The following is a 21,624-nucleotide window of genomic DNA, read 5'->3' as shown; positions in this document are numbered from 1 at the left end:
TCCGGTTCGGACACTCCCCAGGCCGTCAGGAACGCGTAAAGATCACCCGGAAGTGCTCTGCGACGGGTGGGGTGCGCGGTTATCTTGCGGGCACCAGGCGGTCTAGGGAGTGCTCGTGGCTGAACAGCAGGTTTCCGAGGCGCCGTCGCGGCAGAAGCTCGCGCGGGACACGGTGCGGCTGGCTGTGGTGGTCGGGGCGCTCGGCGTCGTGTTCGGGGACATCGGAACCAGCCCCATCTACACGATCCAGACGGTGTTCAACCCGGCTGATCCGCACCCGGTCCCGGTGAGCGTGGACAACGTGTACGGGGTCGTGTCGCTGATCTTCTGGTCGGTGATGATCGTCGTGACCGTGACGTACGTGTTGCTGGCGATGCGCGTCCACAACGACGGCGAGGGCGGGATCATGGCCCTCATCACCCTGTTGCGGCGGTGGAAGGCGAAGCAGGGGCGCAAGGCCGCCGCCACGCTGGCCGCGCTGGGGATCTTCGGGGCCGCGTTGTTCTTCGGCGACAGCATGATCACGCCCGCCATCTCCGTGCTGTCGGCGGTGGAGGGGCTGAAGGTCGTCGAGCCGGAGCTCGAGCGGTTCGTGGTGCCGATCACCGCCGTGATCATCATCGGGTTGTTCCTCGTGCAGAAGCGGGGCAGCGGGGTCGTCGGGCGGTTCTTCGGGCCGGTGATGATCCTGTGGTTCGCGGTGATCGGGGTGGCCGGGATCGGGGGGATCGCGAGTCACCCGGAGATCCTGATGGCGTTGTCGCCCACCTACGCGTTCAGTTTCCTGTTCGGGAACTTCGGCATCGCGTTCTTCGCGTTGGCGGCCGTGGTGCTGGCCGTCACCGGTGCCGAGGCGCTGTACGCGGACATGGGGCACTTCGGGCGCCCCGCGATCGCCCGCGGGTGGCTGTTCCTCGTGTTCCCGGCGTGCGTGCTCAGCTACATGGGGCAGGGCGCGTTGATCCTCGAGGACCAGGCGAACATCAGCGGGCCGTTCTTCCTGCTGGTGCCCGAATGGGGGCGGTGGCCGATGGTGGTGCTGGCCACGGCGGCCACGGTGATCGCCTCGCAGGCCGTGATCACCGGGGCGTACTCGGTGGCGTCGCAGGCCGCGCAGCTCGGGTACCTGCCCCGGTTGCGGATCGCGCACACGTCCGAGTCGACCATCGGGCAGATCTACGTGCCGTGGATCAACTGGGTGCTGCTGGTGTCGGTGCTGACGCTGGTGTTCGCGTTCCGGACTTCCGCGGCGCTGGCGTTCGCGTTCGGGATGGCGGTCACCGGGACGATCACGATCACCACGACGTTGTTCCTGTTCATCGCGCGGTGGAAGTTCGGGGCGCCCGCCTGGGCGATCGGGCTCGGGTGCGTGTTCCTGCTGGGCGTGGACCTGTTGTTCCTCGCCGCGAACCTGACGAAGTTGTTGCACGGGGCCTGGTTGCCGTTGTTGATCGGGTTGACCGCGTTCACGGTGATGACCACGTGGCAGCGAGGGCGGTCGATCGTCACGAAGGCCCGGCGCGAGGCGGAGGGGTCGTTGCGGGAGTTCGTCGCGGAGCTGCACGAGCAGCGGCTGACGCGAGTGCCGGGGTGCGCGGTGTTCCTCAACCGCGGCAAGGAGACCGCGCCGCTGGCGATGCGGGCGAACGTCGAGCACAACCACGTGCTGCACGAGCGGGTCGTGATCGTGTCGATCGAGACCGAGCCGGTGCCTCGGGTGCCGGCGGAGCGGCGGATCGAGGTCGACGAGCTCGGGTACACCGACGACGGCATCATCCACGTGTGCGCCCGTTTCGGGTACGTGGAGACGCCGGACGTGCCCGCCGCGCTGGCGTTGCTGGACCCGGGGAAGACCGAGGGCGGGCTGGACCTCGCGCAGGCGCGGTACTTCCTGTCGAAGATCGAGCTGCAGCGCGGGCCGAAGCGGACGATGGCGGGCTGGCGGAAGCGGTTGTTCGTGGCCACGTCCTACATCACGGCGGACGCGGCCGAGCACTTCGGGTTGCCCAAGGAGCGCACGGTGATCATGGGCGCGCACATCGACGTCTAGGTGGGGGACGACGAGCACGTGGTGCGGGGCCTGCGGTCAACAGGGGAGACCGCAGACCCCGGGATCCTGAGCGCTAGGCGCTTTCGGCGGCCGCGCCACGGCCGGCGGCGCGGCCGGAGAACAGGCAGCCGCCGAGGAACGTGCCCTCCAGCGCGCGGTAGCCGTGCACGCCGCCACCGCCGAACCCGGCCACCTCGCCCGCCGCGTACAGGCCGCGGATCGGCTGGCCGTTCGAGCCGAGCACGCGGCCCGTCAGGTCGGTCTGCAGGCCGCCCAGCGTCTTGCGGGTCAGGATGTTCATCCTGATCGCGATCAACGGGCCGGAGCCGGAGTCGAGGAGCTTGTGAAGGCCGACCGTGCGGGCGAGGCTGTCGCCGCTGTAGGCCAGGGAGTTGCGGATCCCCATGACCTGCACGTCCTTGGAGAACGGGTTCTCGGTCTGCTGGTCGCGGATCGTGATCTGCCGGCGCAGGTCATCGAGGTTGATCAGGTTCTGCCCGGTCAGCGCGTTCATCCCGGCAACGAGGTCCGGCAGGTTGTTCTTGATGACGAAGTCGACGCCCTTGTCCATGAACGCCTTCACCGGCGGCGGCGTGCTGTTCAGCAGGCGCATGGCGAGGTAGGCGATGAGGTTCTTGGCGGTGATCTCCGGGTTCTGCTCCGAGCCGGAGAGCACGAACTCCTTGTCGATGATCTTCTTGTTGAGGACGAACCACGAGTAGTCGTATCCGGACTTGCCGATCAGCTCCAGCGTGCCGAGCGTGTCCAGCGACGGGATGCCGGGGTTGGGGAAGCGCTTGCCGCGCGCGTCGAGCCACAGCGACGACGGGGCGGCGAGCACGCGGATGCCGTGGTCGGGCCAGATCGGCGTGTGGTTGATCATGCCCTCGGTGTAGTGCCACATGCGGTCGCGGTTGACCAGCCGCCCGCCGGCCAGTTCCGTGATCGCCAGCATCCGGCCGTCGACGTGGGCGGGGACGCCGGTGACGAGCCGCTGCGGGGCCGGGCCGAGGCGGGCGGGCCAGTTGCGGCGCACCAGGTCCTTGTTGGCGCCGATGCCACCCGAGGTGACGACGACCATCGGCGCGTACAGCTCGAAGTCGCCGACCTTCTTGCGGGAGCTGGGGGTGCCGCGCGCCGCGCTGCTGGCCTCCAGGAGGCTGCCGCGCACACCGGTGACGGCGCCGTTGGACGTGATCAGGCCGTCGACCTGGTGCCGGAACTTGAAGGTGACCTTGCCGTCGCGGACGGCGTCGCGCACCTTCTTCTCGAACGGCTCCATCACGCCGGGGCCGGTGCCGAGCGTCATGTGGAAGCGGGGCACCGAGTTGCCGGGACCGTCGGCGAGCTGCCCGCCGCGTTCCGCCCAGCCGACGATCGGCACCCAGCGCACGCCGAGCCCGTAGAGCCAGTCGCGCTTCTCCCCGGCGGCGAAGTTCAGGTACGCCTCGGCCCACTTGGCGGCCCAATGATCCTCACCCAGGGGGTCGTTCACGCCGCGGTCGAACCCGGCGGTGTTGAACCAGTCGGCACGGGCCAGTTCGAGGGAGTCCTTGATGCCCGCGGTGCGCTGCTCCTGCGAGTTGACGAGGAAGAGGCCGCCGAGCGACCAGAACGCCTGTCCGCCCAGGCTGGCCTCGGGTTCCTGGTCCAGCAGCAGGACCTTGCGGCCCGCCGCGGCCAGTTCGGAGGTCGCCACGAGACCGGCGAGGCCGTGCCCGATGACGATCACGTCCGCGTCGACGCGCGGCGCCGCTCCGGCGACCGCCTGCCCCAGGGTCCCGCTCGCGGCGATCGCACCGATGGCGCCGCTCGCGGCCAGGAGGTTGCGGCGGCTGATGTTCCGGTCTGACATCCCAGGGCCTTCCTCGTTGAAGGGTGGTGCCAACGCGAATTACTCTCGCGTAAAGCAACTAACCAGTAACCGGAGAGCGGGGCATAGGGTCCCGCCACCAAACGGCGACGGCTGTGTTGTGGCCGTCACACAACGTGTGCGTGCGGAGGCGCTGTGCCGGGGATGTCCGCGATGGTCCGCCAGGTGCTCGAAGCCGTCGCCGCCGACGACAAGGTGGTCGAACGGGTCGTCGACGCCGCCCGCGGCAACTCCCCGGAGGTGGCCCGGCTGCCCGCCGAGGAGAACCGCAGGCACATCGCGTTCCTGCTGTCCGAGGGGATCGCGCACCTCGAACGCGGCGGCTCGCCCGACGACGGCGACTTCTCCGCCGCGTTGTCGCTGGGGTCCGACCGCGCCGCGCAGGGCGTGTCCATGGCGGGGTTGCTGCGCGGGGTGCACGCCGGGCGCACCGAGTTGATCAGGGCGGCGGTGCAGCTCGCGCGGTCGCTGGGGGTCGACGACGGCACGATCCTGGACTTCATGATCGACCTGGACCACTACGTCGGCGCGGTCGAGCGGCACATCATCAGCGGCTACCACACCGCGGAGCTCCAGCTGTCCCGCACGGCACGCGACCTGAACGCCCAGGTGCTGCGGCGGTTGCTGGTCTCGGGCGACTTCCCGGACACCGCCGAGCTGGCGCGTGCCGGTCTGCGTCCCGACGGTCGTTACCACTGCGTGGTGTCCGGGGTGACCGACCCGAGCCACGCGCGGACGCTGGAGCAACGGCTGCACACGTCGGGCGGTGTGTACGGGCTGGTCGAGGGGCGGCTCGCGGGGCTCACGCACGCGCCGCCCCCGTGGTCGGACGACCTGCTCGTGGTGTCGCCCGCGACCGCGCTGAAGTCGTTGCGGGGCACGTACTCGATGTGCACGCAGGCACTGGCGGCCGCGGGAGCCGCCTGCGGTGTGCGGCTCCTGACGGACCTCGCCGGTGAGACCGCTCTCGCGGCGTTCCCGGCGCTGGCGGGCACGCTCGCGGACTCGCTGCTCGGCCAGCTCGACCCGAAGAGCTCGTTCCACCACGAGATGGTGGTGACGGCCTTGTGCTACCTGGACAACGGCGGCCGGCTCAGCGCGACGGCCTCGGCGTTGCACATCCACGCGAACACCGTGCGGTACCGGCTCGACCGGCTCGTGGAGCTGACCGGCGCCGACCTCGGCGAGAACCCGGACGCGGGGCGGTCGCACGTGCTGACGACGCTGCACACCTGGTGGGCGCTGCGGTCGTGGCTCGACCGCAGCGCCCGTTAGGCGTCAGAGGCGGTAGAAGTTCGCGTAGTGGTCGGGGGAGAAGTAGACCGTGCCGTCGGTGCGGTCGACGATGATCCGGTACGCGTCCCGGGAAGCGTTGCAGGCACGCGGGTAGACGTCGAACTCCAGGTAGCGGTGGCCGGCCGGCAGCTGGCCCTCGCGGTTCTGGTGCACGCCACCGGCGAAGTTGCACTGGCCGCCGGGCCAGCTGTTCCAGCCGCGGGTGCCCGGGTAGCCCTTCGACGACCAGGTGGAGTTCGCGGAACGGGCCGCGGAACAGCGCGACTGCGTGCAGGAGTTGTAGACGGCGGCGTCGGCGGCGGGCGCGACGACGGTGGTGACGCCGAGCACCGACGCGACGACGGCGAGAGCGGCGAGCAGGCGACGAGTCCAGTGCGGTTGCAGGGTGTGCACTTCAGACCTCCATCGGCAGGGGACGAGGAACGTCCTGATCCTTTCTGTTGATCACCACGAGCTGATGAACGGCAGGGAACCATCCGCGCAACTGTGGTCTCCCCACGCTCGCACACCCGGCGCCGCCGCGCGCTGCTTGATCGATTGACTCCGAAAGCCGAATTGATCAACTCCGAACAGCCGATTGCGGACGCTGCCTCCGGCGATAGATTTGTCCAATGGCACCGCGCAAGCACTTCCTGGTGCTGTTGACCTTGTTCGTGGCCGGGTGCACGGCCTCGCAGGACGGCAGGCCCCTCCCCGCGTCACAGACCCCTCCTCCGTCCACAGCGGAGCAAGGGCAGTCCACAAAGGTGCGGACCGTGGTGGACGCCCGCACCGTCGAGCTCGCCGACGGCACGCGCGCCCGCATCTCCCTGCTGGCCGAACCGGCGTCGTGCGCGGCCGCCGCGGCCGTCGACTTCGCCACGAAGACGTTGTTGGAGAAGGAAGTCCGGGTGAGCAGCATCACGCCCGGCGAGGTCTCGCTGATGCTCCCGGACGGCACCGACTACGCGCTGCTCGCCGTCCGCAGCGGTGTCCTGCGCGCCGCCGGTGGCGACGGCGGACCGCTGGTCGAGGCGGAAACCAAGGCGTCACAGGCGAAACTCGGCCTGTGGGCACAGGGCGACTGTTCCACCTCGACTCCGCCTCCCACGACCACCGCACCGCCTCCGCCCTCCTGCGTCGTGGTCTACCGGATCACCAACCAGTGGGCCGGCGCGTTCCAGGCCGAGGTGACCGTGCGCAACGTCAGCGGCGCGCTGGTCGAGGGCTGGACGGTGCGCTGGCGGTTCGCCGAGGGCGAGAGCGTGGCGCAGCTGTGGAACGGCACGGCGTCCCAGTCCGGGGTGAACGTGAGCGTGACCAACGCCGACTACAACGCGCTGATCGTCGCGGAAGGCTCGGTGTCGTTCGGTTTCAACGGTTCTGCGACGGCGCCCAGTTCCCCGCCCACGTCGTTCAGTCTGAACGGAGCGGCCTGCACGACGGGCTAGTTGTTCTGCCACCACGTGGTGACGATGCGGGCGTACTCGGCGGCGTTCTCCTCCCACACGAAGTGCCCCGCGTCCACGACGTCCAGCCTGCTGTTCGGCAGCCGTCCGTGCAGGTGCTCGACGTTGGAGACCGGCACCACGGAGTCGCGTTCGCCGTTGATGAGCTGCACGGGCGTGGTGATGCCCGGGAGGAGTTCGTCCAGCTTCCTCAGTTCGGCCGGGTACGCGCGGACGTACGCCATCTGCTCGACGAACCGCTGGCCCTGGTACGCGGCGAGGTAGTCCTGCCGCACCAGGTCCGGCAGTTCGTAGCCCTCGATGGCGTTCATGGCGAAGTTCACGACGTCCTTGGGCCCCAACGCCCTGTAGGGCGCGAGATCCTCGTCGTGCACCCACTCGTGCAGCGGGGTGCCGAGGTCGGTCGGTGAGAGCGCGCCGCCGCTGCCGATCACGAGGCTGCGGAACCGGTCGGGGGAGTGCGCGGCGGCGAACAGCGCCGCGCTGGTGCCGATGTCGGGACCGACGACGTGGGGCCGGTCGAGGTCGAACTCGTCGGCGAGGCGCACGACGAACTCGCCCATCCTGCTGGGGGACAACAGGTCTTCGCGCAGCTCGGAGTGCCCGAAGCCGGGCAGGTCGACCGCGACCAGGCTCGCGTGCGCGGCCAGCTCCGCCCAGGTCTGGTCGTAGGCGTAGATGCTCTCGGGCCACGGGCTGAGCAGGAGTGCGGCCGGTGTGGTGCCGCCGCTCACGGCGTAGCGGATCGACAGGCCGTCGATGGTGCGGAACCGCGGTTGGATGTCGCTCATGCATTCAATATGACCGGTCGTCTTAAGCTCGTCAAGGACGATCCGGGGTGGTGGGGGTTGAGCTGCGTCTCAGTGCAGGACGACCTCGAAGGCGATCGTGAAGAACGCCGCGAACGACGACCCGTCCTTGGCTGCCCGCTCGCCGACGATGGCGCCCTCCCAGGCGTTGAGCAGGAACCTGGCCAGGGTCTCGGGGCTTTGGGCGTTCGTCAGCGTCCCGTCCTCCTGTGCCTCGCGGAGGGTGGCGGTGATCGCCGCCGCCCAGAGGTCGAAGGCGGCCCTGACCCCGTCGCGGATCGCGGGGATGTGGTCGGCGGCCTCGGTGCTGAAGTTGCCGTAGACGCAGCCGCGTTCGTAGCCGAACTCGACGATGTCCCGCGCGAGCGCGTCGAAGTGGTTGCGCAGCCGGGTGAGCGGGGGAGTGTCCGGGGTGCGGAGCTCGTCCAGGTGCCGCGTCTCGCCGTAGCGGTCCATCACGACGAGAGCGAGCGCTTCCTTGCTCTCGAAGTGGTTGTAGAACGAACCCTTGGGCACGCCGGCGCTGTCGGTGATCAGCTTGACGCCGCACGCGTTGTAGCCGTGCCGGTGGAACTGCTCGAACGCGGCGTCGACGATCTGCTCTCGCACACTTGCCCTGGGCATCCTTCCAATATGAGCGGTCGTCTAGAAGGCGTCAAGTTGCGGCGGGCTTCCGGTCAGTGGAAAGAAGCTGTCGACTCCGTGAGGGCGGTTGCCTAGCGTCTGGTCACGTGACGACCAGCCAGCACGAGATCAGCGACGAGATCGCGAAGATCCAGGCCGACTCACCGAAGGGTGCGCCGCTGCTGGACTTCCCGCCCTACCGCAGCACGACGTTGCGCCACCCGACGAAGGAACCGCTGCACGTCGACCCGGAGGGCGCCGAGCTGGTCGCGCCCGTGTTCGGCCACTCCGACGTCGCCGCCGTGGAAGCGGACCTGACCCTGCAGCGCGGTGGTGATCCGATCGGCGAACGCATCCGCGTGCACGGTCGCGTGCTCGACGGCGACGGCCGCCCGGTGCGCCGGCAGCTCGTCGAGATCTGGCAGGCCAACGCCGCGGGCCGGTACTCGCACCAGGGCGACCAGCACCCGGCGCCGCTCGACCCGCACTTCACCGGCGTCGGCCGCTGCCTGACCGACGACGACGGCCGGTACTCGTTCACGTCGATCAAGCCGGGCCCCTACCCGTGGCGCAACCACCACAACGCCTGGCGGCCCGCGCACATCCACTTCTCGTTGTTCGGCACGGACTTCACCCAGCGGCTGATCACGCAGATGTACTTCCCCGGCGACCAGCTGCTGGCGCTGGACCCCATCGCGCAGTCGATCAGCGACCCCGCGGCGTTGGCGCGCCTCATCGCCGCTTACGACCACTCCCAGTCCGAGCACGAGTGGCTGCTCGGCTACCGCTGGGACATCGTGCTGACCGGCAGCCACGCGACCTACCTGGAGCCGTCCGATGACTGAAGCGACGCCCGGCCAGACCGTCGGCCCGTTCTTCCACCACGCCCTGGCGTTCCCCGGCGACTCCGAACTCGTGCCGTTCGGCTCGGCCGGATCCGTTGTGCTGCACGGTTACGTCCACGACGGCGCGGGCGTCCCGGTGCCGGACGCGATGATCGAGATCCGCCAGGCCGACGCCTCCGGTGTCGTGCCGCGCGAGGGCGGATCGCTGCGGCGGCGGGGCGCCGGGTTCACCGGCTGGGGCCGCTCGTGCACCGACGGCGCCGGGCACTACTGGTTCAGCACCATCGAACCCGGGCTGCCGTTCTTCGCCGTGACGGTGTTCGCGCGCGGGTTGCTCGACCGGCTGTTCACGCGCATCTACCTGCCCGGCACCGCCGACGCCGTGGACGGGCTGGTCGCCACGCGCGAGGACGACGGCCGGCTGCGGTTCGACATCCACCTGCAGGGGCCGTCCGAGACGCCGTTCTTCACGTTCCCGCGGACGTGATCGTGCGCCCTGGTTCTCATCGCGCCACCGGCCTCCTCGACGACGCCGCGCTGGTGCGGGCGATGCTCCGGGTGGAGGTCGCCTGGGCTCGCGTGCTCGGGTCGTCCCTCGAGCTGGGCGACTGGGTCCCGTCGCTGGACCCGGTCGAGGTGGAGGCGGCGGGCAACCCGGTGCTGCCGCTGGTCTCCGCGTTGCGCTCCAGGGTGTCCGTCTCCGTCCACACCGGACTCACCAGTCAGGACGTGCTCGACACCGCCTTCGTGCTGCTGGCACGCGACGCGGTGGAACGGGTCTCGGCGGACCTCGGACGTGTGGCCGCGGCGCTGGCCGGGCTCGCGGACGAGCACCGGTCCAGCGTCATGGCGGGGCGGACGCTGACGCAGCACGCCGTGCCGATCACGTTCGGGCTCAAGGCCGCGCGGTGGCTGACAGGCGTGCTGGACGCGGTGGACGAGCTGGAGGTCGTGGCCCGAGACCTGCCGGTGCAGTGCGGCGGTGCGGCCGGAACCCTCTCGCGTGTGTCGGACCCGGTCGCCTCGGCGACGGCTTTCGCGGAGCACTTGGGGCTGGTGTGGCCGGGGATGCCCTGGCACACCTACCGTGCGCCGATCACGCGCGTTGGCGATTCGCTCGTGCGCACCTGTGACGCGCTCGGGGTGATGGCCGCGGACCTGCTGACGCTGGGGCGGCCGGAGATCGGTGAGATCAGCGAGGGGTTCGTGGCGGGGCGGGGTGGGTCCTCGACCATGCCGCACAAGCGGAACCCGGTGCTGTCGGTGCTGGTGAACAGCGCGGCGCTGCAGGCTCCCGGTCTGGGGGCGCAGCTGCACCTGTGCGCGGCGCGGGCGGTGGACGAGCGGCCGGACGGGGCCTGGCACGCGGAGTGGCCGGCTCTGCGGGCGCTGCTGGAGGTGGCCGTGGTGGCCGCTTCGCAGGCCGCGGAGCTGGTGGAGGGGCTCGAGGTGCACGCGGACGTGATGGCGCGCCGGGCCCGCGAGGCCGCCGCAGACCTGCTGGCGGAGCGCGGCGGTGGCGACGATCCCGGCTCGTACCTCGGGGCGGCCGAGGTGTTCGTGGACGGGGCGCTGAAGAGGTGGCGCGGACGTTGATCGAGGTGCTTGAGGAGATGTGGTGTCCTACGACGACGGCATGAAGGTTCGGCGTGAGGTGCTCGGCGACGCCCATGTGGACAGGGCGGCGCCGGACGAGTTCACGCGCGACTTCCAGGAGCTCATCACCAAGTACGCGTGGGGTGAGGTCTGGACGCGGCCCGGGCTCGACCGGCGGACGCGCAGCGCGATCACGCTCACGGCGTTGATCGCGCTCGGGCACTGGGACGAGCTGAAGCTGCACGTCGCGGCGGCCGTGCGCAACGGCCTGAGCCAGGACGAGATCGGCGAGGTGATCCTGCAGAGCGCCATCTACTGCGGGGTCCCGGCGGCCAACCACGCCTTCTCCGTTGCACGGCAGGTTCTGAAGGAGCAGTCATGACGCGCACCCAGGTCGGCATCGTCGGCGCCGGACCGGCCGGGCTGATGCTCTCGCACCTGTTGTCCCTCAACGGGATCGACAGCGTGGTCATCGACAACCGAACGCGGCTGGAGATCGAGAACACGGTCCGCGCCGGCATCCTGGAAGCCGACAGCGCGCGCCTGCTGGTCGACACCGGGGTCTCCGACCGCGTGCTGCGCGACGGGCATCCGCACGAGGGCATCGACCTGCGGTTCGGCGGCGAGAGCCATCGCGTCGACTTCCGGGCGCTGGTGGGGGAGTCGGTCTGGCTCTACCCGCAGACCGACGTGTTCGTGGACCTCGCGAACGCCCGTGAACGCGATGGCGGCGACGTGCGGTTCGGCGTCAGCGACACGTCCGTCGACATCACCGGGCCCGTGATCCGGTTCGTCGACGGCGAGGGCGTGAAGCAGGAACTGCGCTGCGACCTGGTCGTCGGCGCGGACGGCTCGCGCTCGATCTGCCGCGCCGAGATCCCGGAAGCCCTGCGCACGCACAGCTACCGCGAGTACCCGTTCGCCTGGTTCGGCATCATCACCGAGGCCCCGCGCAGCGCCCCCGAACTGGTCTACGCGCACTCGCCGCGCGGGTTCGCGTTGATCAGCCAGCGCACCGAGACGCACCAGCGCATGTACTTCCAGTGCTCGCCGGAGACCGACGCCGCCCAGTGGTCCGACGACCGGATCTGGGAAGAGCTGCAGGCGCGAGTCGCAGGCCCCGACGGCTTCACCCTGAACGAGGGGCCGATCACGGAGAAGACCGTGCTGCGCTTCCGGTCGTTCGTCGCGGAACCCATGCGCCACGCCAACCTCCTGCTCGCCGGCGACGCCGCGCACACGGTGCCGCCGACCGGTGCGAAGGGCCTGAACCTGGCGCTGCAGGACGTCCGGGTGCTCGCCGAGGTCATCGAGCGCGCGCTGGCCAAGAACGACCACGAGGTGCTGGACGAGTACGGGCCGCGCGCGCTGGACCGGGTGTGGAGGGCGCAGCACTTCTCGTACTGGATGACCACGATGCTGCACGCCCTCCCGGCCGCGACGGAGTTCGACGTCCGCAGGCAGCTCGGCGAGCTGCGGTCGGTCGTCGGGTCGGAGGCGGGATCGAGGTTCCTGGCGGAGGGCTACACCGGCTGCCGGCCCGCCTGACCCCCGCTCACGTCAGCACCTCCACCTCGCCGGCGCGGTGACCGGGCGGGACGACCGCGAGGGCGTCGGCGAGCGCCGCACCCCACAGCGACCCCGGACGGTCGTGCCCGACCGGCACGGCCAGGCCGCCGGACCTGGTGACCGGCACCAGACGGGTGTCCGTGCGGTGGGCGCCGACGTCCGGGAGCCAGGCGGTGACCGGCGGACGGGCGGTGTGGCCGCCGAGGGTGCCGAGCAGCGGCTGCAGGAGCGTCAGCACGGCGGCGTGCGCGGCGAACGGGTTGCCCGGCAGCCCTGCCACGCACCGGCCGTCGGGCAGGACGGCGAGCAGCATCGGGTGACCGGGGCGACAGGCGACACCGCTGACGAGGACCTCGGCGTCGAGATCGGACAGCACGCGGCGCAGGTGGTCGGCCCGGCCCACCGACGTCGCGCCGCACGTGACGAGGACGTCGGCCGCGTCGACGGACAGGGCGTCGGCCAGGGCGGACGGGTCGTCGCGCAGGTGGGCGGTGCCGAGGAGGTCGGCGCCGGTCAGCAGGCCGGGGAGCATCGGGCCGATGGCGTCGCGGACCCTGCCGGGGCGGGGCGGACCGGCGTGGAGCAGTTCGTCACCGGTGACGATCACGGACACCCGCGGGCGGCGGTGGACCAGGAGGGTGTCGTGGCCGGCCGCGGCGGCGAGGCCGAGGACGGCGGGGGAGACGGGCGAACCGGCGGGCACGAGCTCCTCGCCCGCCGACCAGTCCTCGCCCGCGCGGCGGATGTGCTTGCCGGTCGGCGGCTGGTGGGCGCTGGACGGCCGGCGGGCGTGGTGACCAGGGCGGGTGTCCGCGCCCGGCCGACGGGTGTGGTGACCTGGGTGGGTGTCCGCGTCCGATCGGGCGTTCCACAGCGTCACGCCGTCGACGGCGCAGAGCTCCACCGGGATCACCGACCCGGACCCGGCCGGCACCGGCGCCCCCGTCGCCACCGCGAAGGCCTCCCCGGACCTCAGAACCGCCGCGGGCACCGGATCTCCGGCCGCGACCCGCCCCACCACCGTCCACGGTCCGGGGCCGGCCACCGCGTACCCGTCCATCGCCGAGGTGTCGCAGGTCGGTTGGCTCGCGAGGGCCCGCACGCCGCCGGCGAGTGCGAGGCCCAGGGCGTCGGGCAGGGGCAGTTCGACCGCGTCCAGCGGCTTGGCGGCCTCCCGCGCTGTCTGGCGGGCCAGCTTCCAGGGCATGTTCATCAGGGCTCCCGTGGTATAGCCTACCGAATACTGTATGCAATCCTCAGGACGGGGTGAAGGGCATGCCAGTCGCGACTTACGTCCGTGATCACGTCGGCAGGCTCTACCGGGTGGGGGAGACCGACGTCGAGGCGTCGGGGCGCTCGCGCCGCACGGTGCTGTGGGCCGCGTGGGCCGCGATGCTCGCGGCCGGCATCGGGCAGTACGGGTTCGGGGCGCTGATCCCGCAGTTGCAGGACCGGTGGAGCGTGCCGGAGCTGTTCTGGGCACTGGCTCTGTGGACCGTGTGCCAGGCGGGGACGGCGTTCCCGGCCGCGTGGCTGCGCGAGCAGGGGAGACTCACGTCCACCGGCGCCCTGTGGATCGGCGCTGTCCTGTGCGGCGCGGGACTCGTGACGCTGGGGCAGGACCAGCTCGTCGGGTACGCCGTGCTCGGCGGCATCGGCGCGGGCCTGGTCTACGCGACGTGCCTCGGCGTGGTCGTCCGCTGGTACCCGGAGCGGGTGACGGGGAAGGTCGCGTTCGTCAGCGGGGCGTTCGCGTACGGGTCGGTGCCGTTCGTGCTGGCGGCCGGGTTCTTCTTCGGTGGCGGGTTCCTCGTGCAGGCCGGGATCGCGATCGCGGCGATCGTGGCGGTGGCGGGGTCGTTGATGAAGGACCCGCCCGAACACTGGTGGCCGCCGCACGTCCCGCCGCGCGAGTGGGCGCTCGACCGGGCTCGGGTGCCGAACAGGTCGGCGCTCAAGGAGTTCCGGACGCACGAAGCCATGCGGTGCGGCACGTTCTGGTGGCTGTACGGCGGTGTCGCGTTCGCGGCGGCCGTGTCCCTCTACGACCTGGCGTACCTGCCGTTGTTCGTGGGAGACCGGGTGCTCGGGGTCGTCGCACTCGCCACGCTGGCCGCGGCGACGGGCACCGGGCGCGTGCTGGTCGGGTGGATCTCCGACAGGGTCGGCCGCCGCAGGGCCCTGGTCTGGACGCTGGCGACCGGCGGGCTGGCGCAGTTCGTGCTGCTGTACTCCCAGAACGTTCCCGGCCTGCTCATCGGAGCCACCCTCGCCGGTCTCGGCACCGGCTGCTGCTACTCGTTGCTGGTCGGCGTCACCCGGGAGTACTTCGGCGAGACGCACGGCGCGCGGAACTTCGGCGTCCTGTACACCGCCAAGGCCGCAGGCGCGCTGATCGCCGCGGTCGTCCTCGCTTCGCAAGGACCGGCGTTCGCGTTCATCGCGGCGGGCGTGCTCGGCCTGGCGGGCGCGGTGCTCACGGCACACCTGTCCCAGCCGGGAAGGCCGCGTCTGTGAGCCGCGTGCCGCGGCTCTCGAGGGGCTGGCACCGGACGCCGGCGGACGGCTGTTGCCTGATGGAGCTGACGTCCGTGCTCGCGGGCGAGGTGTGGTCGGACCGGCCCGCGTGCGTGCACCCGGTGCTGGCGTGCGTGGCCCGTTGCGTGAACGACCAGTCCACAGAGGAGGGACGGCGGCGGTTGCTTCCGTTCGCCACCAAGGTGATCGGGACGCGCAAGGCGTCCGCCGAACGCCTGATGGCCCATTGCACGCGAAGGGCCGGGATCGACGCGCCGAGGTGGTGGCCGCGCGGCTGGGTCGTGGCCAAGGCAGTCAGGGCGATGTCCGGGGACGAGGTGTTGCGGCGCCTGCTCGACGAGTGCGTCGCGATCTGCAGGGAGGGTGCTCATGGGACGGGTGACGAGCAGGCGGCGCGTGGTGCGGCTGGTGGACGACGCGGTCACCGTGCGACCGGACACGCTGGCGGCCGAGGAACCGCTGGAGATCCGCGTGCGGGGCAAGTCCCTCGCCGTGACCATGCGCACGCCGGGTGACGACTTCGACCTCGCCGCGGGATTCCTCGTCAGCGAGGGAGTGGTGCGCGCGCCGTCGGACATCACGTCCATCCGCTACTGCGCGGGCGCCACGGCCGATGGCAGCAACACCTACAACGTGCTCGACGTCGGGCTCGCGGACGGCGTCGCGCCGCCGGACCCGTCGATCGAGCGGAACTTCTACACCACCTCGTCGTGCGGGCTGTGCGGCAAGGCGAGCCTGGACGCCGTGCGCACCGTCGCGACCTGGCAGGTGGCGGACGACCCGATCCGGCTCGACCCGAGGACGATCACCGAGTTCCCGACGAAACTCCGTGCCGCGCAACGGGTCTTCGACCGCACCGGCGGTCTGCACGCCGCCGGGTTGTTCGACGACCGGGGGAACCTGCTGTGCCTGCGCGAGGACGTCGGCCGGCACAACGCGGTCGACAAGGTCGTCGGCTGGGCCACCCGCAACGGCCGGCTGCCGCTCAGGAGCACCGTGCTGCAGGTGAGCGGGCGGGCGTCGTTCGAGCTGGTGCAGAAGGCGGTCATGGCCGGGATTCCGGTGCTCACCGCGGTCTCCGCGCCCTCGTCGCTGGCCGCGGACCTCGCGGAGGAGATGGGCGTGACGCTCGTCGGGTTCCTGCGCGGGACGTCGATGAACGTCTACACGGGAGGCCACCGGCTGGGGGTCGCGGCCGGCGTTCGTCAGTGAACGACCAGGCCGCCGACCGGAACCGCGGCGACGTGCCCGGTCGGCGGCGTTCCCAGGGCGAGCGCGAGCCCGACGTCGACCAGCGAGGCGCGGCGCAGTCCGGCGACCCCGGCGAGCGGTGTCCACACAGGATCGGCGGTCGCGCCGTTCGGCTCCGGCCGCGGTTCGCCGGTGATCCGGACGCCGTAGAAGACGCCGACGTTCTGGTGCGGCCCCTTCTCGGGCATGTGCCGTTCCTCCGCGAGGACGACCCGGGAGTCCACGCCCAGCAGGCGTTCGACCTCCGCGACGCAGCCGGTCTCCTCGGCGACCTCCCGCACCACCGCGTCGAACGGGTCCTCGCCGTGCTCCACCGCGCCGCCGGGCAACGACCAGTGGCCCTCGTCGAACGCTGACACGGAACGGACGAGCAGCACGCGGTCGTTCTCGATCGCCACGGCGTAGGCGGCCAGCCGGAAGGTCGTCATGCGGGCACGTTAGCCCGTAAGGGGTCCTCCGCGAGGATGATGCCGCGCGGCGGACGCGATCTTGAACGCGCCGACCTACTGTTCCTCCCATGTTGACTGTCAGGGGGATCAGCCGGAGCTTCGGCGATCACAAGGTGCTCGACGAGGTGAGCTTCGACGTGCGGCCCGGCCGCATGACGGGCTTCCTGGGCGCCAACGGGTCGGGCAAGACCACCACGATGCGCATCGTGCTCGGGGTGCTCGCCGCGCACGGGGGTGCGGTGAGCTGGAAGGGAGCCGAGGTCCGGCCGGACAACCGGCCGGACTTCGGTTACATGCCGGAGGAGCGCGGGCTCTACCCGAAGATGAAGGTGCGCGACCAGATCACGTGGCTGGCGCGGTTGCACGGCGTCGACCGCGAGACCGCGCAGCGCAACACCGAGGAGCTGCTGGAGGACCTGGAGCTCACCGGGCGCGCGGGCGACCGGCTCGAGGAGCTCTCGCTCGGCAACCAGCAGCGCGTGCAGATCGCGGCCGCACTGGTGCACGACCCGGACGTGCTGATCCTCGACGAGCCGTTCTCCGGCCTCGACCCGATCGCCGTCGAGACCGTGCTGGACGTGCTGCGCAAGCGCGCCGCCAACGGCGTTCCCGTGCTGTTCTCGAGCCACCAGCTCGCGATCGTGGAACGGCTCTGCGACGACGTCGTGATCATCTCAAAGGGACGGATCGTGGCGAACGGGTCGCGCGAGGACCTGCGCACCAGGCACGCGGGCGAGCGCTACGAGATCGTCGTCGAGCAGGACGCGGGCTGGGTCCGCGACGTGCCCGGCGTGACGATCCTGGACCTCGACGGGCCGCGCGCCGTGTTCGAGTCGGCACCCCAGCAGGTGCTCAGGGCGGCGCTGGACCGCGGCGAGGTCCGCTCCTTCACGCCGGTCGTGCCCACGCTGGACGAGATCTTCAAGGAAGTGATCTGACATGGCCCGCGCGTCCTTCAGCCAGGCGACGTGGCTCGTCGCCGAACGCGAGATGAAGACCCTGGTCGGCACCAAGGGCTTCTGGATCGGCTTCCTCTTCACCGTCGTCGGGTTGTTCGCGCTCACCGTGCTGCCGACGGTCTTCGGCGGTGACGACCCGAAGGTCGCCGTCGTCGGCTCCGCCTCGCAGGCGGTGCAGGGCAAGGCGCTCGACGTGCGCGAGGTCGGCAGCGTGCAGGAAGCCGCCGACCTGGTCAGGGCCGACGACGTCGAGGCGGCGATCGTGCCGGACGGCGCCGGGATCAAGGTCCTCGCGCTCAACGACCCGCCGAACAGCGTGATCCGCCAGCTCGTCGAGTCGCCTCCGGTGGAACTGCTGGACGCCTCGGCGGTGACCTCCGGTCAGCGGTCCGTCACGGTGATCGTGTTCGGGTTGGTGTTCCTCATGTTCGGCATGGGCGGCGCGGCCATCGCGCAGAGCACCGTGACCGAGAAGCAGACGCGGATCGTGGAGATCCTCGTGTCGACCGTGCCGGTGCGGGCGCTGCTCGCGGGCAAGATCCTCGGGCACACGATCCTCACGCTCGGCCAGGTCGTGGTGCTGGCGCTCGCGGCGCCGATCGCGTTGCGCGTCGCGGGTCTCGGCGAACTGCTGGGGGTGGTCGCGCCCGCGCTGGGCTGGTTCATCCCGTTCCTGATGTTCGGGTTCGTGCTGATCTCGTCGATGTGGGCGGTCGCGGGCGCGCTCGTCAGCCGCCAGGAGGACCTCGGCTCGACGATGGGCCTGGTCATGATCGCGGTGATGGGCCCGTACTTCGGCGTGCAGTTCTTCTACGAGAACCCGGCCGTGCTCAAGGTGATGTCGTTCGTGCCGTTCACGGCCGGCGTCGCGATGCCGGTGCGGTTGTTCGCCCAGCAGGCCGCGGCGTGGGAGGCACTGCTCTCACTCGCCATCCTCGCGGTCACCGTCGTGGCGATCCTGCTGGTCGCGTCGCGGCTCTACACCGGCTCGCTGCTGCAGACCGGTGGACGGGTGAAGCTGTCGAAGGCCTGGGCACCTGCAGAATAGGGCGCATGATCGCTGATCCGATTCGCCTCGCCGTCGTCGGCCTGGGAGCCATGGGCACCCGGATGCTGACGGCGGCGAGGTCACATCCCGGCTTCACCGTGGTCGCGGGCGTCGACGTCGCACCCCGCGCGCTCGAAGTCCCCGTCGTCACCTCGCTGGACGACGTGCTGTCCGATGTGGACGCCGTGTACGTCTCGACGCCACCCGCGTCGCACGCCGGGCTCGTGCTGAAGGCCTTCGAGGCGGGCAAGGCGGTGTTCTGCGAGAAGCCGCTGGCCGTCGACCTCGACGAGGCCCGTGCGATGGCCGACGCCGCCACCGGCCGCCCGAACGCGGTGAACTTCGCGTTGTCGGACATGGTGGCGACGATCGAGATCGAGCGGCGGCTGGCCGAGCTGGGCGCGTTGCGGGGGATCGAGATCCGGTTGCAGTTCCCGCGCTGGCCCAGGGCGTTCCAGGCGGAGGCGGCCTGGCTGTCGCGGTCCGAGCAGGGCGGGTTCGTGCGCGAGGTGCTGTCGCACTTCGTCTACCTGACCGACCGGGTGCTCGGCCCGCTCACCGTCGAGTCCGTGTCGTCGGACTTCCCCGAACCCGGTGCGGCCGAGGTGGCGGCACGCGGTGTGCTGCGGGGCGGCGGTGTGCCGGTGCACGTGTCGGCGTTCTCCGGACTGGCCGGGCCCGAGGTCTACGAGTGGACCGCCTGGGGCACCGAACGGTCGCTGCGCCTCGACCAGTGGGCTCTGCTGTCCACTTCGGACGGCGGCCCGTGGGAGCGCGTGCCGCTGGAGCAGACCGGGTCGGACTACTCGCGGCTCACGTTGTTCGCGCAGGCCGTGCGCGGCGAGCACCCGCGTGACCTCGCGGACTTCGCCAGCGGACGGCGCGTGGCCGAGGTGGTCGAGGCCTTCCTGCGATGATCCGTTCAGGTCGGCGACACGCGGCCGTCGACCGGGTGGCCTCCAGCGACACGATCCGGTGGAAACCTCGACCGGATCGTGCCGCTGTCGCCGACGGCGCGGTGAAGGCCGCCGCAATCCTCAGCCGAGCACTTCGCGGAGCTTGACCGCGAACTCCTCGGGCTTGCCCGCGTAACCGAACTCGCCGCCGATGAACCCGCCGTGGTGGCTGGGGAACACGACGGCCTCCTGGCCGAGCAGCTTCGCGGTGTAGCGAGCCGTGCGCGCGGTGAACGCGTCGCCGGTCTCCTCGCCCACGGCGAGCACGACGCGGGTGGGCGCGGCGGCCAGGTCCTGCACCCGCGGCTGGTAGTCGGTGATGGCCAGCGAGGAGTTCCCGAGCAACGGGTCGTCGCGCTTGCCGTCGTCCTCGGACGGCATCCCGAACTGCGCCGGGTCCGGCAGCGGCAGCGCGAAGTACTCGTCGGTGTACTCGCCCTGGTACGAGCTCATCTGCATGAACGCCGCCATGCCCGCGCCCCAGCCATTGGCCTGGTACGCGTCCATGAACGCGTCGCGGGCCTTGCGGGCCGCCGCCGCGTCGGGCAGCACGTCGATCAGCGGCGGCTCGTGCGCCACGAGGGTGACGACGTCGGCCGGGTAGGCCGCCACCAGTTCGAGCGCGGTGACCGCGCCGCCGCTGGAAGCGAACAGGTCGACCGGACCGCCCACGGCCTCGATCACCGCGTGCACGTCGGCCGCCTGGGTCTGCGGCGTGTTGTCGGTGCGGCCGTCCGAGCGGGTGCTCCTGCCGATGCCGCGCGGGTCGTAGGTGATCACCAAGCGGTCGGGGAACTGGGCGCGCAGGGCCGTGAAGCCGCTGGCGTCCATGGGCTGGCCGATCATCATCAACGGCCGGCCCTCGCCGCTCACGTCGTACGTGATGGCGGCGCCGTCTGTCTCGAGAACGTGAGTTTCCATGCGGTTCTCCCCAGTGGAGTCGGGTCTGAGCAGCCTAGTCACAGACGTGAACCCCGATGGGCTGACAGGCCGATCGACCTGCGGGTATTCCGCTGTTATCAAAGATCGCATGACGCGTACAGCAGTGGTGACGGGCGGCGGCACGGGCATCGGCAAGGCAGTGGCGGCCCGGCTCGTCGAGCAGGGCCTGGAGGTGGTGATCACCGGACGCAGGGAGGACGTGCTGAAGGCGGCGGCCGAGGAGGTCGGCGCGCGGGCTGTGGTGTTCGACGCGGCCGATCCGGAGGCCGTCGAGGCGGCGCTGAACGACCTGCCGTCCTCAGTGGACGTCCTGGTCAACAACGCGGGCGGCAACATGACCCGCCGCCTGCCCGCGCCGGAGAACCTGACCGACGTGCGAAACTTGTGGCTCGCGAACTACGAGTCGAACGTGATCAGCGCGGTGCTCGTGACGACCGCGCTGGAGCCCCGCCTGGCCGACAACGCCCGCGTGGTGACGATCGGCTCGATCGCGGGCAGGCGGGGTTCGGGGGCCTACGGCGCGGCCAAGTCGGCGGTCGAGGCGTGGACGGCCGACCTCGCGTTCGCGGTGGGGGCGAGGGGGATCACGGTCAACGTCGTGTCGCCCGGTGTCGTCGAGGACACCGAGTTCTTCGGCGGCACGCTCTCCGAGGAACGGCGCAAGAAGCTCGTCGGCGCCCCGGCGAACGGCCGCGCGGGCACCCCGGCGGACGTCGCCGCGGTGATCACGTTCCTGACCTCGCCCGAGGCGGGGCACGTCACCGCTCAGGTCATCGGGGTGAACGGCGGAGCCGGGCTCGGACGCTGAACGCGATCACCGCCACCAGCACGACAACGAGCGCTGTCCACGAGAACTCCGCGAGGTAGTGCTCGGCGGCCTCTCCGACGAAGTAGACGGCCGCCGTCGTGCCGCCGGCCCACGCGATGCCGCCCGCGGCGTTGGCCAGCAGGAACTTCCCGTAGTGCATGCCCATCGTGGCGGCGAGCGGTCCGGACAGGATCCGCAGCAGCGCCACGAACCGGCCGAAGAAGACCGCCCAGGCGCCGTGGCGCTCGAACAGCGCCTGGGCGCGTCCGACCTTGTCCTGGCTGAAGTGGCTCGGGAACTTCTCACCCGCCCAGCTGAAGATCCGCGGCCCGAAGCGCTTGCCCAGCGCGTACCCGGCGCTGTCGCCGATGATCGCCCCGGCGGACGCGGCGACGCCGACCCACACCGGTGAGACGCCGTCGTGGTGCGAGGCCATGAGCGCCGCCGCGACCAGCACGACCTCGCCCGGCAGCGGGATCCCCATGCTCTCGACGCCGACCACCACGCCCACGACGACGTAGACCAGGAGCGGTGGAACGGCGTGGAGCCACTCGGTCAGCACA

General features: G+C 71.0%; 22 protein-coding genes. 14 read left to right on the top strand and 8 right to left on the bottom strand.

Features of this window, described 5'->3' with window-relative positions; translation table 11 throughout:
• The first annotated feature begins 115 nt into the window (after nt 1–115).
• Nucleotides 116–2,050: a potassium transporter Kup gene (locus IE307_RS03375; RefSeq protein ID WP_229904342.1), complete on the top strand. Its 1,935-nt coding sequence runs from the start codon at nt 116–118 to the stop codon at nt 2,048–2,050.
• A gap of 73 nt (nt 2,051–2,123) precedes the next feature.
• On the opposite strand, the gene IE307_RS03370 is transcribed toward IE307_RS03375, so the two are convergent.
• Nucleotides 2,124–3,905 (bottom strand): FAD-binding dehydrogenase, encoded by a 1,782-nt coding sequence (locus IE307_RS03370; protein WP_191295925.1) that lies wholly within the window; start codon nt 3,903–3,905, stop codon nt 2,124–2,126.
• A gap of 162 nt (nt 3,906–4,067) precedes the next feature.
• On the opposite strand from IE307_RS03370, the gene IE307_RS03365 reads away from it, so the two are divergent.
• Nucleotides 4,068–5,198 (top strand): PucR family transcriptional regulator, encoded by a 1,131-nt coding sequence (locus tag IE307_RS03365; protein ID WP_229904442.1) that lies wholly within the window; start codon nt 4,068–4,070, stop codon nt 5,196–5,198.
• 3 nt (nt 5,199–5,201) lie between these two features.
• Here the strand turns inward: IE307_RS03365 and IE307_RS03360 are convergent, their stop codons facing one another.
• Nucleotides 5,202–5,612 carry a ribonuclease domain-containing protein gene (locus tag IE307_RS03360; protein WP_191295923.1) on the bottom strand — a complete coding sequence of 137 codons (411 nt, stop codon included), beginning with the start codon at nt 5,610–5,612 and terminating at the stop codon, nt 5,202–5,204.
• Between the two features lie 218 nt (nt 5,613–5,830).
• Between IE307_RS03360 and IE307_RS03355 the strand changes: the two genes are divergently transcribed.
• Nucleotides 5,831–6,649 carry a cellulose binding domain-containing protein gene (locus IE307_RS03355; RefSeq protein WP_191295922.1) on the top strand — a complete coding sequence of 273 codons (819 nt, stop codon included), beginning with the start codon at nt 5,831–5,833 and terminating at the stop codon, nt 6,647–6,649.
• Here the strand turns inward: IE307_RS03355 and IE307_RS03350 are convergent.
• Both IE307_RS03350 and IE307_RS03345 read right to left on the bottom strand, forming a co-directional pair.
• Nucleotides 6,646–7,458, bottom strand: coding sequence for an alpha/beta fold hydrolase (locus tag IE307_RS03350; protein ID WP_191295921.1), 813 nt, complete (start codon nt 7,456–7,458; stop codon nt 6,646–6,648). The two genes, IE307_RS03355 and IE307_RS03350, sit on opposite strands and share 4 nt — an antisense overlap.
• A 69-nt stretch (nt 7,459–7,527) precedes the next feature.
• Entirely contained in the window at nt 7,528–8,100 is a 573-nt protein-coding gene (locus tag IE307_RS03345) for a TetR/AcrR family transcriptional regulator (RefSeq protein WP_191295920.1), read from the bottom strand.
• A 107-nt stretch (nt 8,101–8,207) separates the two neighbouring features.
• On the opposite strand from IE307_RS03345, the gene pcaH reads away from it, so the two are divergent.
• From pcaH to IE307_RS03320, 5 genes are read left to right on the top strand one after another with little or no spacing between them, the layout of a single operon-like run.
• Nucleotides 8,208–8,945, top strand: coding sequence for a protocatechuate 3,4-dioxygenase subunit beta (gene pcaH / locus IE307_RS03340; protein ID WP_191295919.1), 738 nt, complete (start codon nt 8,208–8,210; stop codon nt 8,943–8,945).
• Nucleotides 8,938–9,432: a dioxygenase family protein gene (locus IE307_RS03335; protein WP_191295918.1), complete on the top strand. Its 495-nt coding sequence runs from the start codon at nt 8,938–8,940 to the stop codon at nt 9,430–9,432. The genes pcaH and IE307_RS03335 overlap by 8 nt, the downstream gene beginning before the upstream one ends.
• Before the next feature lie 2 nt (nt 9,433–9,434).
• Entirely contained in the window at nt 9,435–10,541 is a 1,107-nt protein-coding gene (locus IE307_RS03330) for a lyase family protein (RefSeq protein ID WP_229904341.1), read from the top strand.
• 40 nt (nt 10,542–10,581) lie between these two features.
• Nucleotides 10,582–10,923 carry a 4-carboxymuconolactone decarboxylase gene (gene pcaC / locus IE307_RS03325; protein WP_191296482.1) on the top strand — a complete coding sequence of 114 codons (342 nt, stop codon included), beginning with the start codon at nt 10,582–10,584 and terminating at the stop codon, nt 10,921–10,923.
• A complete protein-coding gene (locus tag IE307_RS03320) occupies nt 10,920–12,089 on the top strand; it encodes a 4-hydroxybenzoate 3-monooxygenase (RefSeq protein ID WP_191295917.1) in 1,170 nt (389 codons plus the stop codon). Before pcaC ends, IE307_RS03320 begins: the two co-directional genes overlap by 4 nt.
• A gap of 7 nt (nt 12,090–12,096) precedes the next feature.
• Here the strand turns inward: IE307_RS03320 and IE307_RS03315 are convergent, their stop codons facing one another.
• Nucleotides 12,097–13,323 carry a molybdopterin molybdotransferase MoeA gene (locus IE307_RS03315; protein WP_191295916.1) on the bottom strand — a complete coding sequence of 409 codons (1,227 nt, stop codon included), beginning with the start codon at nt 13,321–13,323 and terminating at the stop codon, nt 12,097–12,099.
• Between the two features lie 62 nt (nt 13,324–13,385).
• Between IE307_RS03315 and IE307_RS03310 the strand changes: the two genes are divergently transcribed.
• Together IE307_RS03310 and fdhD are read left to right on the top strand one after the other, a co-directional pair.
• Nucleotides 13,386–14,627, top strand: a complete 1,242-nt coding sequence (locus IE307_RS03310; RefSeq protein WP_191295915.1) for an MFS transporter — start codon at nt 13,386–13,388, stop codon at nt 14,625–14,627.
• 390 nt (nt 14,628–15,017) lie between these two features.
• On the top strand, nt 15,018–15,860 hold the full coding sequence (gene fdhD, locus IE307_RS03305) for a formate dehydrogenase accessory sulfurtransferase FdhD (RefSeq protein WP_191295914.1): 843 nt from the start codon (nt 15,018–15,020) through the stop codon (nt 15,858–15,860).
• On the opposite strand, the gene IE307_RS03300 is transcribed toward fdhD, so the two are convergent.
• Nucleotides 15,854–16,327, bottom strand: coding sequence for an NUDIX hydrolase (locus IE307_RS03300; RefSeq protein ID WP_191295913.1), 474 nt, complete (start codon nt 16,325–16,327; stop codon nt 15,854–15,856). The two genes, fdhD and IE307_RS03300, sit on opposite strands and share 7 nt — an antisense overlap.
• An 89-nt stretch (nt 16,328–16,416) precedes the next feature.
• On the opposite strand from IE307_RS03300, the gene IE307_RS03295 reads away from it, so the two are divergent.
• The 3 genes from IE307_RS03295 to IE307_RS03285 are packed head-to-tail and all read left to right on the top strand — an operon-like array spanning nt 16,417 to nt 19,272.
• Nucleotides 16,417–17,286 (top strand): ABC transporter ATP-binding protein, encoded by an 870-nt coding sequence (locus tag IE307_RS03295; protein ID WP_191295912.1) that lies wholly within the window; start codon nt 16,417–16,419, stop codon nt 17,284–17,286.
• Between the two features lies 1 nt (nt 17,287).
• Complete coding sequence (locus tag IE307_RS03290; protein WP_191295911.1) at nt 17,288–18,355, top strand: ABC transporter permease; 1,068 nt, start codon at nt 17,288–17,290, stop codon at nt 18,353–18,355.
• 5 nt (nt 18,356–18,360) lie between these two features.
• The gene (locus tag IE307_RS03285; protein WP_191295910.1) at nt 18,361–19,272 is read left to right on the top strand and encodes a Gfo/Idh/MocA family protein; all 912 of its coding nucleotides are present in this window, start codon (nt 18,361–18,363) and stop codon (nt 19,270–19,272) included.
• A gap of 120 nt (nt 19,273–19,392) precedes the next feature.
• Here the strand turns inward: IE307_RS03285 and IE307_RS03280 are convergent, their stop codons facing one another.
• Nucleotides 19,393–20,232 (bottom strand): alpha/beta fold hydrolase, encoded by an 840-nt coding sequence (locus IE307_RS03280; protein ID WP_191295909.1) that lies wholly within the window; start codon nt 20,230–20,232, stop codon nt 19,393–19,395.
• 109 nt (nt 20,233–20,341) lie between these two features.
• On the opposite strand from IE307_RS03280, the gene IE307_RS03275 reads away from it, so the two are divergent.
• Complete coding sequence (locus IE307_RS03275; RefSeq protein ID WP_191295908.1) at nt 20,342–21,061, top strand: SDR family NAD(P)-dependent oxidoreductase; 720 nt, start codon at nt 20,342–20,344, stop codon at nt 21,059–21,061.
• On the opposite strand, the gene IE307_RS03270 is transcribed toward IE307_RS03275, so the two are convergent.
• On the bottom strand, nt 21,024–21,623 hold the full coding sequence (locus tag IE307_RS03270; protein ID WP_229904340.1) for a DedA family protein: 600 nt from the start codon (nt 21,621–21,623) through the stop codon (nt 21,024–21,026). The genes IE307_RS03275 and IE307_RS03270 overlap by 38 nt on opposite strands.
• Nucleotide 21,624: the final 1 nt, after the last annotated feature.

The organism is Lentzea cavernae (assembly GCF_014653695.1).
Taxonomy (GTDB): Bacteria; Actinomycetota; Actinomycetes; order Mycobacteriales; family Pseudonocardiaceae; genus Lentzea; species Lentzea cavernae.
Note: the sequence above shows the minus strand (reverse complement) of the source record. Positions and strands in the feature narration are given on the sequence as shown.